Consider the following 14348-nt stretch of genomic DNA (forward strand, 5'->3'; position numbering starts at 1 on the left):
GCGCTACCTGTCTCTCCGTTTGTTGTACCTGATGATCTCCGGGTGAAGACCATGGTAGATGTCCATGTAGTCGTTTGCGGCGCGACGCCAGCTGAAGTCTGTCGCCATGGCCTGAAGCATGAGCTTAGTCCAAGCGTCACGGTCCGTCCAGAAGATCTCGCAGGCGCCGAGGAGGGTGTCGGCCATCTCGTCGGCGTTCATGTTGGCGAACGAGAAGCCCGTGCCCTCGCCCGTGTACTTGTTGTACGCCACGACGGAGTCGCGCAGGCCACCCGTCTCGCGCACCACCGGAAGGGTGCCGTAGCGCATGGCAATCATCTGCGAGAGGCCGCACGGCTCGAACTCCGACGGCATGAGGAGCAGGTCGCCGCCGGCGTACATGCGGTGGGAGAGCGCGTTGTCAAAGGCGATGCGCGCGCACATCTGGTCGCCGTACTTGGCGTCGAAGTAGCGGAAGGCGTCCTCGTGGTCCTTGTCGCCGGTGCCGAGAATCGCCACCTGGACGCCGCGCTGCATGAGGTGCTCCATCGCGTAGCGCACGAGGCCGAGGCCCTTCTGGTCCGTGAGGCGGCCGATGGAGACGACGAGCGGGCGCGTGGGGTCCTGGGCCAGGCCGAGCTCCTCCTGGAGGGCCCGCTTGCACTCGGCCTTGTTCTCGAGCTCCTTGGCGGAGTAGTTGGCCGGGATCATCGGGTCGGTGGAGGGGTTCCAGATGGTCTGGTCGATGCCGTTCAGGATGCCGGAGAGCACGCCCTGGCGGCGGCGGAAGATGTCGTCGAGGCCCTCGCCGTAGAAGGGCATCTGCAGCTCGTAGGCGTAGCTGGGGCTCACCGTGGTGAGCGCGTCGGCGTAGCAGAGCGCGCCCTTCATGAAGTTGATGGAGGTGGCGTCGCAGTAGAGCTGGTCGCGCGCGGCGGGGATGTGGGCGAGGCCCAGCACCTCCTCGAGCATCTTGTCGCCGTACTGGCCCTGGAACTTCACGTTGTGGACCGTGAAGATGGTCTTGACGTCGGCGCACTGCGGCACGTCGCGGTAGAACTCGCGCAGGAACACGCAGCACAGGGCCGTCTGCCAGTCGTTGCAGTGCAGGACGTCGCACTCGAGCTCGGGAACCTTGGCGATGGCCTCGCAGATCGCCTTGGAGAAGAAGGCGAAGCGCTCGCCGTCGTCGAAGTAGCCGTAGAGGCCGTCACGCTTGAAGTAGGCCTCGTTGTCCACGAAGTAGAAGTCGAGGTCCTGCAGCGTGAGCTTCTCGATGCCACAGTACTCGTTGCGCCAGGCAAGCGGCACGTAGAAGTCGGCCACGTGCTTCATCTGGTCGCGGTACTCCTGCGGGATGGAGGCGTACTTGGGCATGATCACGGCGGCGCGGGCGCCGGCGTGCTTGAGGGCGCGGGGCAGCGAGCCGGCCACGTCTCCCAGGCCGCCCGTCTTGGCAAACGGGACGGCCTCGGACGACGCGAAGAGCACGCGTATCTTCCTGCGCTTAGCGGATGTGGACACGGTGACTCTCCCTCGCCTACTCGTGAGCCTTTTCCTTGATGAGGACGTCCTCCGGGGTGCCGCGCAGCTCGGTGCCGGCCGGGACGACGTTGGCGCGGTCGACGATCGCGTTCTCGACGCGGGCGCCGCTCTTGACCACGCAGCCCTGCATCACGATGGAGTTGCGCACCGTGGCTCCGGCCTCGACGATGACGTTGCGGCCCAGGATGGAGTCGCTCACGCTGCCGTAGATGCGGTCGCCGGAGGAGACGGCGGAGTTGATGACGCGCGAGCCGACCTCGAACTTGGCGGGCGGGGTGTCGTGCGTCTTGGTCTTGATGGAGCGCTCCTCGGGGAAGAGCTCGGCGGTGACGCGCGGGTTGAGCAGGTCCATGTTGGCGCGGTAGAAGGCGCGCTTGCTGAAGACCGGGGCCACGTAGCCGTCGTAGTCGTAGGTGCGCACGTTGACGCGGCCGAAGTCGCCGGCCATGGCCTCGAAGAGGTCGAGGTAGTCGGTGGCGGCGTACCAGTCGAACATGTCGAGCAGCAGCTGACGGCCGATGACGAAGCAGTCGAGGAACATGCTCTCGCCGAAGGTCGCCCCGTGGTGCACGCCCTGGACGCGGCCGTCCTCGACGTCAAAGGCCGTGACGTCGGGGTCCTTCTCGGGGGCGGTCTTGGTGAGGACCGTGACGTCGGCGCCGGACGCCTTGTGGGCGTCGTAGACCTTGTTGAGGTCGACGTTGAAGACGAAGTTGGCCGTCGAGAAGATCACCGCGTCGGAGGTGCTGCGGGTGAAGTAGGCCTTGTTGTGGATGAGGTCGCGCAGCAGGAAGCGGGCTCCGGTGCGCGAGGTGCCGAACGCGGAGCCGGGAAGGATGAACAGGCCGCCGTTCTTGCGGTCGAGGTCCCAGTCCTTGCCGGAGCCGACGTGGTCGATGATCGAGCGGTAGTTATACGGCATGACCATGCCCACGGTGCGGATTCCGCAGTTGACGAGGTTGGACAGGGCGAAGTCCACCATGCGGTAGCGGCCGAAGTAGGGCAGCGACGCGGCCGGGCGGCTCTCGGTGAGCGGGCTCGACTCCTTGGTGGAGTAGTTGCAGGTTATGAGGCCGATGACCTTCTCCATGACTAGTTCTCCCCCTTTCCGACGACAACGTCGTTGCCGATGACGGCGGTGTCCTTCGTCTGGTCGACGCTGCCGACGCTGACGTTCTCCTCCACGACGGAGTTCTCGCCGAGGATGGCGCGCACGACGTGGGCGCCGTCCTTGACCTTGGCACCCGGCAGGAGGACCGAGTCGACGACCGTCGCGCGCTCGCCGACGTAGGCGTCGGTCGAGAGGATCGAGTGCTTGGCGGTGCCGTAGATCTGGCAGCCGTTGGCGACGAGGCAGTCGTCCACGCTGCCGTCCTTGCCCACGAACGCGGGCGGGCGCGTGGAGGCGTTGCTCATGATCGGGAACGTGGTGCTGAAGATGTCGAAGGCGGGGTTGGGCCCGAGGAGGTCCATGCTCGTCTCGTGATAGCTGGAGATGGTGCCGACGTCACGCCAGAAGCCGTTGAACTCGTAGGTGAACAGGCGCTTGCCCTCCTCGAGCAGCTTCGGGATGATGTTGCCGCCGAAGTCGTGGTCGGAGGTCTGGTCGAGCGCGTCCTCCTTGAGCGAGTTGATGAGCACGTCAGCCGAGAAGATGTAGATGCCCATGGACGCGAGGTTGCTGTCGGGCTTCTTGGGCTTCTCGGTGAACTTGGTGATGCGCCCGTCCTCGCCGGCGGTGAGGATGCCGAAGCGCGACGCCTCCTCCCACGGCACCGGCATGACGGCGATCGTGAGGTCGGCGTTGTTCCTCTTGTGGGCCTCGAGCATGTCGTCGTAGTCCATGCGATAGAGCTGGTCGCCGGAGAGGATGAGCACGTACTCGGGGTCGTTGGTCTCGATGTAGCCGAGGTTCTGGGTCACGGCGTCAGCCGTGCCCTCGTACCACGCGCCGCCCGTCTGGGTGGCAAACGGCGGCAGGATCGCGACGCCGCCGCCGCGCTCGTCGAGGTTCCACGCCTCGCCGGTCCCGATGTAGCTGTGCAGCAGGTACGGACGGTACTGCGTGAGCACGCCGACCGTCGTGATGCCCGAGTTGGCGCAGTTGGACAGCGCGAAGTCGATGATGCGGAACTTGCCGCCGAACGAGACGGCCGGCTTGGCGACGTTGCTCGTCAGCGCACCGAGCCTGCTGCCCTGACCGCCTGCCAGGAGCATTGCGATGCACTCTTTCTTGCTCATACCCCCACTCCTTTCGACAACCCAACAAACGGGAGCGAAAGCCCCCAACACATACGACTAAATGTGCCAGATGTCAGCCATGTACTCACGAATCGTTCGGTCAGAAGAGAAATATCCGGCCTTGGCGGTATTGTGGAGCGCCGACCTGTTCCACGCGGAGCGGTCCGCGTAGGCGCCGGTGAGCTCGTCCCACGCCTGGACGTAGGCGTGGAAGTCGCGCAGGACGAGGTCGGGGTCGTTGTCGACCATGAGGTAGTCGTGGATGCTGTCGAAGTTGCCCGAGAGGCGCGCGAGCGTGCCGTCGGTGAGCATGTCCACGATGCGGCCGAGGCGGTCGCGGTCGGCGTTGTACTGATCCCACGCGTAGTAGCGCCCGCTCGCGCGCAGCACCTCGACCTCGTCGGCGTGCAGGCCGAAGATCTTGATGTTCTCGGGGCCCACGAGCTCGGAGATCTCGACGTTGGAGCCGTCGAGGGTGCCCAGCGTGATGGCCGCGTTCATCATGAGCTTCATGTTCGAGGTGCCCGAGGCCTCGGCGCCGGCCACGCTGATCTGCTCGGAGATCTCCGCGGCGGAGTAGATGAGCTGCGCGTTGGAGACGGCGAAGTTGGGCACGAAGGCCACGCGGATCTTGCCGGCGACGCGCTCGTCGTTGTTGACGACGTCGGCGACCGAGTTGATGAGGCGGATGACCTCCTTGGCGAAGGTGTAGCTCTGGGCGGCCTTGCCGGAGAAGATGAACGAGGTCGGGCGCGGGCTGTAGCTCGGGTCCGTGAGGATGCGGTTGTAGACGTCGAGCACCTTGAAGACGTTGAGCAGCTGGCGCTTGTAGGCGTGGAAGCGCTTGACCTGCACGTCGAAGACCGTGTCGGGGTCGAGCTCGACGCCCGCCGTCTCCTTGACGTAGGCCGCGAGGCGCTCCTTGTCCCTGCGCTTGGCGACCTCCATGCCCTCGAGGAAGCTGGCGTCCTGCTCGAAGGGCACGAGCTTCTCGAGCTCCATGGCGTCGTCGAGCCAGCCGTCACCGATGGCGTCGGTGATGAGCTTGGAGTAGGAGGGGTTGGCCTCGCACAGGAAGCGACGGTGGGAGACGCCGTTGGTCTTGTTGTTGAAGCGGTGCGGCATGAGCTCGTAGAACTCGTGGAAGACGCTGTCCTTCAGGATCTGGGTGTGCAGCGCGGAGACGCCGTTGACCGAGTTCGAGAAGATGATCGAGAGGTTGGCCATGCGGACCTGGCCGTCCCAGAGGATGGCCGTGCTCTGCAGGACGTCGGTCCACTTGCCGTCGTTGGGCGAGAGGTGCTGAGAAAGGTTGTCGCGGTAGCGGCGGTCGATCTCCTCGATGAACATGTAGAGACGCGGCAGGAGGTTGCGGAAGGTGCTGATGGGCCACTTCTCCAGCGCCTCGGGCATGACCGTGTGGTTGGTGAAGGAGATGGTCTCCTTGGCCACCTTGTAGGCCAGGTCGAAGTCCACGCCCTTCTCGTCAACGAGGATGCGCATGAGCTCGGGGCCGCACATCGCCGGGTGCGTGTCGTTGGTGTGAATCGACACGTGCTCGCCAAGGTGCTCCCAGTCCGCGCCGAACTCGCGCTCGTAGGTGCGCAGGATCGTCTGCAGGCCGGCGGAGACGAACAGGTACTCCTGCTTGAGGCGCAGCATGCGGCCGTGCTCGCCCGCGTCGTTGGGGTAGAGGATGGTGGAGATGGCCTCCACGTCCGAGCGGAACTTGTTGGCGCGCGCGTAGTCGCCGGCGTTGAAGGCGTCGAGGTCGAAGTCCTCGGTGTAGGGCTCGGCGGACCACAGGCGCAACTTGTTCACGACCTTGCCGCCGTAGCCGACGATGGGCACGTCGTAGGGCACGGCGCGCACGAGCTCGCCGCCCTCCTGCGTGAACCAGAACTTGCCGTCGGCCTCGTGGCGCACGACCTGGCCGCCAAAGCGCACGAGCACGGCGCTGCCGTCCTTGCGGGTCTCCCAGGGGAAGCCGTTGGCGAGCCAGTTGTCCGTGCGCTCGACCTGACGGCCGCCCTCGATGTACTGGCGGAAGAGGCCGTAGCGGTAGCGCATGCCGTTGCCGTAGCCGGCGATGCCCTCGTGGGCCATGGAGTCGAGGAAGCACGCCGCGAGGCGCCCGAGGCCGCCGTTGCCGAGGCCCGGGTCGACCTCCTGGCGGCAGAGGTCCTCGAGGGTGGTCCCGAGCGACTCGACGCCCTTGGCGACGAGGTCGCGCACGCCGAAATTGATCAGGTAGTTGTCGAGCAGGGGGCCAAGGAGGAACTCGAGGGAGAAGTAGTAGACCTTCTTGTCCTCCTTCTTGTGGCAGTCGGGGAAGATGGCGCGGCCCTTGTTGGCGATGAGCTCGGCGAGGGCGTAGTAGCGCTCGTGGTCGGCGAGCTCCTCGAAGGGAGTGCCGTACCTGGCAACGCACGCCTCGCGGTACTGCTCGACGAAGTCCTGCTCGCTCTCAAAGATCTTGTTAGTCAAAACTGCTCCTCAGTACGTGGCGACACGAACACAGAGGGACGCGAGAAGAACCTCGCGCCGGGCCGGCGTCGCGGGGACCGGCCCGTCTGGGGCCGCCTCTCGGCGGCCCCGTATTAGCTTACTCCGCAGAAGACCCCTTCTTCGTGGCGGGCTTCTTAGCTGACGTCCCCTTTACGGTCGACGTCTTCTTGGCCGCCGGCTTGCGGGCCGGGGCCTTCTTGGCGGCGGGCTTTGCCGCCTCCTTCTTTGCCGCCTCCTTCTTGGCCGGGCGACGCAGGGTGCCGGTCTTCTTGAGCACCATGCCGGCCAGCGGCGGGACGCGCACGACGATAGACTGCTCGCGGCCGTTCCACGGCTTGTCCTGGCACTTGAGCTTGCCGGCGTTGACCACGCCTGAGCCGCCGAAGCGCTCGTCGTCGGAGTTGAAGAGCTCCTCGTAGACGCCCCACTCCGGCACGCCCATGCGGAAGTCCTCGCGGGCGTTGACGTCGAAGTTGATGAGGATGACGAGGTCGTCCTTCGGGTCCTCGCCGCGGCGGATGAAGGTGACGACGGACTGGTCGGCGTTGTCGGCGTCGATCCACTCGAAGCCCTCGGACTCGAAGGCGCGCTGCCACAGCGCCGGGTGCTCGTTGTAGAAGCGGTTGAGGTCGCGGACGAACTGCTGCTGGTGGCGGTGGGTCTCGTACTGCTCGGCGAGGAAGTACTGGATGCCCTCGTAGTAGCGCCACTCGATGAACTGCGCGATCTCGTTGCCCATGAAGTTGAGCTTGCCGCCGGCGTGCGTCATCTGGTAGAAGGCGAGCGCCCTCATGCCGGCGAACTGACGCCAGTAGTCACCGGGCATGCGCGTGATGAGCGAGCACTTGCCGTTGACGACCTCGTCGTGGGAGAGCGGCAGGATGAAGTTCTCGTTGAACTGGTACATCGTCGAGAACGTGAGCAGGCGGTGGTTGCCCGGGCGCCAGGGGAAGTCGGTCTGCATGTAGTGCAGGGTGTCGTTCATCCAGCCCATGTCCCACTTGAAGTGGAAGCCGAGGCCCCCGTTCTCGGGCGGGTAGGTGACGAGCGGCCAGGCGGTGGACTCCTCGGCGATCATCATGACGTCGGGGTGGAACTTGCCCATGGCCGCGTTGGTCTGGCGGATGAAGGCGGAGGCGTCGAGGTCCTCCTCGGTGCCCTTCTCGTTGAAGCGCTTCTGGCCCGGGTCGTCGATGCCGAAGTTCATGTAGAGCATGCTGGAGACGCCGTCCATGCGGATGCCGTCCGCGTGGAAGCGCTCGGCCCAGAACAGGGCGTTGGAGACGAGGAAGCTGCGGACCTCGCCGCGCGAGTAGTCGAACTGGTGGGTGTTCCAGTTGGGGTGGATCTTGTGCTCGTAGAGCATCTCGCCGTTGAAGGTGGCGAGGCCCTCGGAGTTGGCGCAGAAGCCGCCCGGCACCCAGTCGAGGATCACGCCGAGCCCGGCGGCGTGGCAGGCGTCGATGAAGTGCATGAACTGCTTGGGGTTGCCGTAGCGCGAGGTGGCCGCGTAGTAGCCGGTGGGCTGGTAGCCCCAGGAGCCGTCAAAGGGGTGCTCGTTGACGGGCATGATCTCCACGTGGGAGTAGCCCATGTCCTTGGCGTAGGCCACGAGCTCGTCGGCCAGGTCGTCGTAGGAGTAGAACGTGCCGCGCTGCGCGGGGAACGGATCGCCGGGGCCGGGGTAGGTCCCGTCCTCGCGCGGCTCGCCCTGGGGCTCGTCGCCGTGGCGGCGCCAGCTGCCCAGGTGCACCTCGAAGATGTTGAGCGGCTCCTTGAACATGTTGCGCTCGGAGCGGGACTTGAGGTAGTCGGCGTCCCCCCACTCGTAGCCCTCGAGGTCGAAGGTGCGCGAGGCCGTGCCCGGGACCTCCTCGGCGTAGAAGCCGTAGGGGTCGGCCTTGTAGAGCTTGTCGCCGTCGTTGGTGAAGATCAGGTACTTGTAGAGGCACCCGCCCTCGATGCCCGCGACGAAGCCCTCCCAGATGCCGCCGGTCTCGGTCTCGATGAGCGGCGTCGCGGCCTCGTCCCAGCCGTTGAAGTCGCCGATGACGTGGACGCTGCGCACGTCAGGGGCCCAGACGGCGAAGTGGTAGCCGTGCTCGCCCGCCTCGTTGACTGCGGGGTGCGCGCCCATCTTCTCGTAGCTCTTGTACCACTCGCCACGAGCGAACAGGAACAGGTCGTCGTTGCTCAGGTAGAGGGTGCTATCGCGAGGTTCCATGTCTCACTCCTCGATGGTCTTGCGCCACGCCCCGTGCGTGGGCATCCGACGCGGTTACGAACCGCGCGCAGAACAACACTCATTTTGCGCGTTCCGTCAACGGCATGTCCATGAAAAACCCGCGAATGTGACTGTTGCGCCCGGGAGGCGGCGAGAAGAGCCAGGGGCCGCAAGCGGGGCGCCGGGGTTGGCACGCAGAGGTGCGCTGCGCGAAACCTCTGCTTAGCCAACCCCGGCGCCTCGCGGCGGGAGGTTCCTCTCGCCGCTCGCAGCATCAACTCGAAGCGGTCAACAAAAAAAGAGGTCGGGGCCCCAGCCCAACCTCTCTGCAAACCACAGACGTAGCACGGAGCCCCCGGTTTGCTAAGCGGAGGTTTCGCGAAGCGCACCTCAGCGTGCAAACCGGGGGCTCCCCCGCGTGCCTATCGGCTAGTAGTTGATCGCCTGCTCCTCGAAGTAGGCCTGCGGGTGGTTGCAGACCGGGCAGACCTTCGGGGCCTCGGCGCCCACGTGCAGGTGACCGCAGTTGAGGCACTTCCAGACCTTGACGCCCGGGCGGGCGAAGACCTCGCCCTTCTCGACGCGCTCGGCCAGCTTGTTGTAGCGCTCCTCGTGGTGCTTCTCGATCTCGCCGACCATGCGGAACTTGGCGGCGATCTCGGTGAAGCCCTCGGCCTCGGCGGTCTCGGCGAAGCCCTTGTACATGTCGGTCCACTCGTAGTTCTCGCCGGCGGCGGCGTCGCGGATGTTGGTCAGGGTGTCGGGCACCTCGCCGCCGTGGAGGTACTTGAACCAGAGCTTGGCGTGCTCGCGCTCGTTGCCCGAGGTCTCGGTGAAGATGTCCGAGATCTGAACGAAGCCCTCCTTCTTGGCCTTGCTCGCGTAGTAGGCGTACTTGTTGGTGGCCTGGGACTCGCCGGCAAAGGCTGCCTCGAGGTTCTTCTTGGTCTGCGAGCTCTCAAAGTCCACTGCCATCGGTGCTCCTCTCCTGTCCCCGCGGGGACGTTCGATGCCTGCCGGGTCCTGTGCCCGGCATTGGCTCATCATACCAGCTAGACGGTCCAGACGCCGTTCGCCTGCCGGCAGAACCCCTCAGCGGCGAGCTCCTCGAGGAGGGCCCGCACGTCCGCGGCGCCTAGGGCGCTTCTACCCGCCTTTTGCTCGGCGCATGCGAGCTCCCCGCAGATCGTCTCAAAATCCACACCCCCGGCCGCATTCTCACGATGGGCGAGAAGAACGCGCAGCAGCTCGGCGCGCTTCTGGCGGTGCGACCCCTCGAAGCGGGACTGGCGAGTGTGAGCGCTCGAGCGCCGCGAGGGGTTGGGCACGGTGCGCTTGAGGTAGGCGCCGTAGTCGAGGAGGGCGTAGTACCAGGTGCGCGGGTCGTCGGCGGGGTCGCTGGCGTCCGCGGGGCAGGTCTGGCGCACGAGCGGCAGCAGCTCGCGGTCGGCCACGCGCTCCTCGCGCGGGAAGAGCTCGTGGAGAAAAACCGCGCGCACGTTGGTTTCAAGGTAAACGGAGTGCAGGTCAAAGGCGAAGGCGCGGATGCCGGCGGCGGTCGCCGGACCGATGCCGGGGAGCGCCTCGAGCGCCACGGCGTCCTCGGGCAGCGCGCCGCCCGACTCGCAGACCGCCCGGGCCGCCCGGTGCAGCGCGAGCGCGCGACGGTTGTACCCGAGCCCCTGCCACTCGTCGAGCACGTCGGCCGGGTCGGCGGCGGCAAGCGCGGCGGGCGTGGGGAAGCGCGCGAGCCAGCGCTGCCAGCGCCCGTCCACGCGCGTGGTCTGCGTCTGCTGGAGCATCACCTCGCTGATCCAGACGGCGTAGGGGTCGCGCGTGCGGCGCCAGGGGAGGTCTCGGTAGAGCTCGCGCCCGCGCTCCAGGACGAGGGAGCGGAAGGCCTCCAGGTCGAGGGCGTCGCTCATGCGCGGGCGTCCCCCTCAGGGACAGACGGCGTGCCGGGGGCGTCGGCGCGGTCCAGGCGGGCGGCCGCACGGGCCTCCTCGTCGCCCACGACCTCGAAGGTCCCCCTGAACAGCGGGGAGCGCCCCTCGCAGACGAGCTCGTGGAGGGTGACCGAGGAGAAGAAGGCCCGCAGCAGCAGCTCGGCGTTGCACCAGACCGGCGAGAAGTGGCAGGTCGGGCGCTTGGGGCACGGCTCCCCGTCGCCGGCCGGGTTCGAGCAGCACGAGATGGCAACAGGCCCCTGGACCGCCTCGACGAGCGTGAGCAGCGTGGTCTGGCGCGGGTCGACCGAGAGGCGCATCCCCCCGTTGGCGCCGCGCGCGTTCTCCACGATCCCGGCCACCGCCAGGTCGTGCTGGATCGAGCGGGCGAAGGAGTAGGGGACGCCGTTCTCGCGCGCCGCGGTGCGGACCGAGACCACGCCCGAGGGGTCCCTCACGAGCGCCGCGAGCATGCGCAGCGCGTAGTCGGTCTTCCTGGAAATGTCCATGTCCCCTCCCGCGGGCCGCGTCGCGGACGGCCCGAGCTAGTCGTCCCAGTCCAAAATCGGCCAGCCGTTGCGGTGCGCGCTCACCGCGAGCGTCTTGCCCGGGCAGACGGCGTAGGCGTGCCGCGCGTGGGAGAGGAGGTCGGAGTCGCTGTGATGGTCCGCGTAGGCGGCCTCGAGCGCCCAGGCGCCGGGGCCGAAGCGCTCGTCGCACCAGGCGACGACCGCGCGGTACTTCTCCTCCCCCGCCACGACCGGGCCGTCGACCTGGCCCGTGTAGCGGCCGCTCGCGTCACGCTGCATCTTGGTGGCGGCGAAGCCGTCCATGCCCATCCTGCGGGCCGCCACCTTGGCGATCGGCTCGAAGGTCGCCGAGACCAGCAGCACCACGAGGCCGTCCTCGTGGCAGCGCCTGACCTCGGCGAGCGCCTGGTCTCGGTAGCGCGGCGCGAGGACCTCGTCGTGGAAGCGCTCCATGATGGCGTCTATCTCCTCGGAGCTGCGGCCGCGCAGGGCCCCGATGACGAGCTCCCGGGCCTCGCCCTGCCGGTACGGCAGGTGGAGCTTGTAGCGGATGCCCCACCAGACGAGAAGCGCGAGCCTCCCCACGGACATGATCCGGCTCACAAAGAGGTAGCGCGTGAAGAGCGCGCCCGACTGCCCCCCGATGGAGGTGCCGTCAAAGTCAAAGACCGCCACCTTGTGGATGCTGTCAGCTGAGCTGGGCTGCATGGGATCCGTCCTCGCGTCGCCGTACCGGCATATGATACCGCGTCGCGAGCAATGACGGGGCGCGGGTCGGCCAGACGTGACGGACGGGTATGAAAAAGGGCCCCTCCCGGGGCCCTCAGACAGTGCAATGGCGGGATGTAAGGGACTCGAACCCTCGACCTCCGACGTGACAGGCCGGCGCTCTAACCAGCTGAGCTAACACCCCGTTCGCCTTGCGCGAGGGCTATTCTTACATATCGGAGCACCCCATGGCAAGCCCCAATTTCAAAAAAGTTTCCCCGCGCGCGGAGAGACCCGCTCGTGACGGGAAAGGGCCAGCTCACGGGCACCCCGCCGCTAGCCGAGCGTGACCTCCGTGGTGGCGCCCGTGGAGTCGCTCACCCTGAGCGTCGTTCCGTCGAGCTCGGCCGACACCACGTCGCCGGAGCCGCTCACCTTCGAGCCGTCCTCGGCCACGACGTAGCTGGGGTCCGAGTGGCCGTCTATGACGTAGCAGACCACGTCCCAGCCCCCGTCGCGGTTCTCGGGCACCAGGATCGTGACGCCGTGGCGCATGATCGCCGCCGGCGTGCCCTCGACCTTGAACAGCACCTCGCTCGTGCCGTCCCCCGCGGTGCAGACCACGCCCATGAGGCCGTCGTCTTGCTGCTGCAGCGCGTAGCTCTCCCCCCTGTACGAGACGGACCCGTCGACGGCCGCCTGCTCGTTCTCCGCGTCCGGCTCGCCCTGGCCCGTTGCGGACTCGGGCGGGCGCTGCTCGTTCTGGGTCTCCTCCACGCTCGGCGTGTCGGGCGCGGGGTTGAGCAGCGCCGTCACGCAGCTCCCCACAAAGAAGACGATCGCGAGCGCCAGGACGGAGAGCACGACGAGAAGAACCACGTTCCGCCCGCTGCGCTCCGGCCCCACGCCGGACTCGCGCGCCTCCGGGTGGCGCTCGTAGTAGCGCCGCTCGGCGTTGCGCCGGGCGCGGCGGGCCGCCTGGGCGGCGTTCTTGCGCGTGGTGACGGTGGCCCCCTGGCCGGAGCGGATGGTGGTGATCCGGTCCTCCTGGCTCACCTCGGGCGCGGCGGGGCGGCGACGGCGCGGGGACGCGCCCATGTGTCCGGCGACGTGAGCGGCCCGACGGTTCTTCTCGCTTGCCATGACCCGTGCTCCCTTCCCGCCTGCTCCTAGAGCTCCCGGCGCTCCTCTATTGCCCGACCGAGGGTGACCTCGTCAGCGTACTCCAGATCGCCGCCCACGGGCAGCCCGCTCGCCAGGCGCGAGACGCGCACGCCGAGCGGCCGGATGACGCGCGCGAGGTAGGTGGCCGTGGTCTCCCCCTCGACGTCGGGGTTGGTCGCCAGGATGACCTCTCCGACCTCGCCGTCGGCCAGACGCGCAAGCAGCTCGCGCACGTGGAGCTGGTCGGGGCCGATCTTGTCCATGGGGCTGATGACGCCGCCCAGGACGTGGTAGAGCCCGTGGTAGCTGCCCGTCCGCTCGATGGCCGTGACGTCGCGCGGCTCGGAGACCACGCAGACCGAGGAGCGGTCGCGCGTGGCGTCCGCGCAGACGTCGCAGGTGTCGCGCGTGGCGTAGGAGAAGCACACGGGACAGAAGTGGACCTGCTGCTTGACCTCGAGGATCGCGTGGGCGAGGCGACGCGCCTCCTCGGCGTCCGCCTCCAGGATGTGGTAGGCGATGCGCTGGGCCGACTTGGGCCCGATGCCGGGAAGGCGCCCCAGCTCGTCGAGCAGGCGCTGGAGCGCGCGGCCGTCGTTGATGCCTGCGTCCATCGCGGCGGCGCCTAGAACAGGCCCGGGATGTTGAGGCCGCCGGTGGCGGCGCCGATCTGCTGGCTCGCGGCCTGCTCCGCAGACTCGAGCACGTCGTTGACGGCCGCCAGGATCATGTCCTGCAGCATCTCGACGTCCTCGGGGTCGAGCACCTCGGGGTCGATGGTGAGCGAGGTCAGGCGCAGGTCGCCTTTCGCCGTGACCTTGACGGCGCCGCCGCCGGCGCTCGCGGAGACCTCGGTCTCGGCAGCCCGCTGCTGCGCGGCGATGAGCTGCTCCTGCATCTTGCGCGCCTGCGCGATCATCTGGTTGCGGTTCATGCCGCCCATGTTGAATCCCTTGGCCATGGTGTTCCTTTCGTCGTGGTCCTGGCGCGTGGCCTGGCGAGAAGTGCGTGGTCGTGCCGCGGGGCTAGTCGTCGTCCCCGTCGTCCATGGGCTCGTCGGTGAAGCCCGAGTCCGCGTCCAGCCCCTCATCATAGGCGAGCTCGGCCGCGGCGTCCTCGTCGGAGGTCGTTGCCGCAGACTCCACACTCACGGAGAGCGGCGTGCCAAACGCCGCGGTCAGCATGGAGGCGATGTCGGCGAACTCGGGGGTGAGGGAGGCGGCGGGGTCTTCCCCACCCGCCCCGCGCTCGTCGCCCGCCGTGCGGGTCGCGGCGAGGAAGGCGCCGGGGACTCCCGACGGGCTCGGCGCCTGCGCGGCGGGCATGGCGGGGGCGGCGGACATGGCGGGCTCGGGGGTGTCCTCGTAGGGGGTTGCGTCCGCGTCTGTGTAGGGAACGACGTCGTCGACCGGGGGCTCGCTCGCCGCCGCGGGGGCCGGGGCGTCCCAGGGCATGGGGTAGTCCGGGGCCTGCTGGGGCGCCGGACTACCCCATGCCCTGGGA

At 67.7% G+C, this 14348-nt stretch carries 12 protein-coding genes, 1 tRNA gene and 1 pseudogene; all 14 read right to left on the bottom strand.

Annotated elements, in window-relative coordinates:
- Positions 1-3: 3 nt before the first annotated feature.
- On the bottom strand, positions 4-1503 hold the full coding sequence (gene glgA / locus B5F23_RS09305) for a glycogen synthase GlgA (RefSeq protein WP_087354185.1): 1500 nt from the start codon (positions 1501-1503) through the stop codon (positions 4-6).
- 16 nt (positions 1504-1519) lie between these two features.
- Positions 1520-2614 (bottom strand): glucose-1-phosphate adenylyltransferase subunit GlgD, encoded by a 1095-nt coding sequence (gene glgD, locus B5F23_RS09310; RefSeq protein ID WP_087354189.1) that lies wholly within the window; start codon positions 2612-2614, stop codon positions 1520-1522.
- Between the two features lie 2 nt (positions 2615-2616).
- On the bottom strand, positions 2617-3765 hold the full coding sequence (locus B5F23_RS09315) for a glucose-1-phosphate adenylyltransferase (protein ID WP_087354192.1): 1149 nt from the start codon (positions 3763-3765) through the stop codon (positions 2617-2619).
- 57 nt (positions 3766-3822) lie between these two features.
- Complete coding sequence (locus B5F23_RS09320) at positions 3823-6252, bottom strand: glycogen/starch/alpha-glucan phosphorylase (RefSeq protein WP_087354195.1); 2430 nt, start codon at positions 6250-6252, stop codon at positions 3823-3825.
- A 118-nt stretch (positions 6253-6370) separates the two neighbouring features.
- On the bottom strand, positions 6371-8497 hold the full coding sequence (gene glgB / locus B5F23_RS09325; protein ID WP_087354197.1) for a 1,4-alpha-glucan branching protein GlgB: 2127 nt from the start codon (positions 8495-8497) through the stop codon (positions 6371-6373).
- Between the two features lie 429 nt (positions 8498-8926).
- Positions 8927-9472, bottom strand: a complete 546-nt coding sequence (gene rbr, locus B5F23_RS09330) for a rubrerythrin (protein WP_164484264.1) — start codon at positions 9470-9472, stop codon at positions 8927-8929.
- Positions 9473-9549: 77 nt separating this feature from the next.
- Positions 9550-10422, bottom strand: coding sequence for an adenine glycosylase (locus B5F23_RS09335; RefSeq protein ID WP_087354200.1), 873 nt, complete (start codon positions 10420-10422; stop codon positions 9550-9552).
- Positions 10419-10952, bottom strand: a complete 534-nt coding sequence (locus B5F23_RS09340; protein ID WP_087354204.1) for an RrF2 family transcriptional regulator — start codon at positions 10950-10952, stop codon at positions 10419-10421. The genes B5F23_RS09335 and B5F23_RS09340 overlap by 4 nt, the downstream gene beginning before the upstream one ends.
- Before the next feature lie 36 nt (positions 10953-10988).
- Positions 10989-11681, bottom strand: a complete 693-nt coding sequence (locus B5F23_RS09345) for an HAD family hydrolase (protein ID WP_087354208.1) — start codon at positions 11679-11681, stop codon at positions 10989-10991.
- Positions 11682-11809: 128 nt separating this feature from the next.
- Positions 11810-11886, bottom strand: a tRNA-Asp gene (locus B5F23_RS09350).
- Between the two features lie 131 nt (positions 11887-12017).
- Positions 12018-12824, bottom strand: coding sequence for a hypothetical protein (locus tag B5F23_RS09355; protein WP_087354210.1), 807 nt, complete (start codon positions 12822-12824; stop codon positions 12018-12020).
- Between the two features lie 26 nt (positions 12825-12850).
- Positions 12851-13459 (bottom strand): recombination mediator RecR, encoded by a 609-nt coding sequence (gene recR / locus B5F23_RS09360; RefSeq protein WP_087354213.1) that lies wholly within the window; start codon positions 13457-13459, stop codon positions 12851-12853.
- A gap of 11 nt (positions 13460-13470) precedes the next feature.
- Positions 13471-13806 (bottom strand): YbaB/EbfC family nucleoid-associated protein, encoded by a 336-nt coding sequence (locus B5F23_RS09365; RefSeq protein WP_206392348.1) that lies wholly within the window; start codon positions 13804-13806, stop codon positions 13471-13473.
- 64 nt (positions 13807-13870) lie between these two features.
- A pseudogene (locus B5F23_RS09795) lies at positions 13871-14348 on the bottom strand (hypothetical protein); the annotation flags it as partial.

Source organism: Olsenella sp. An188 (assembly GCF_002160255.1).
In the GTDB taxonomy this organism is placed as follows: Bacteria; Actinomycetota; Coriobacteriia; order Coriobacteriales; family Atopobiaceae; genus Thermophilibacter; species Thermophilibacter avistercoris.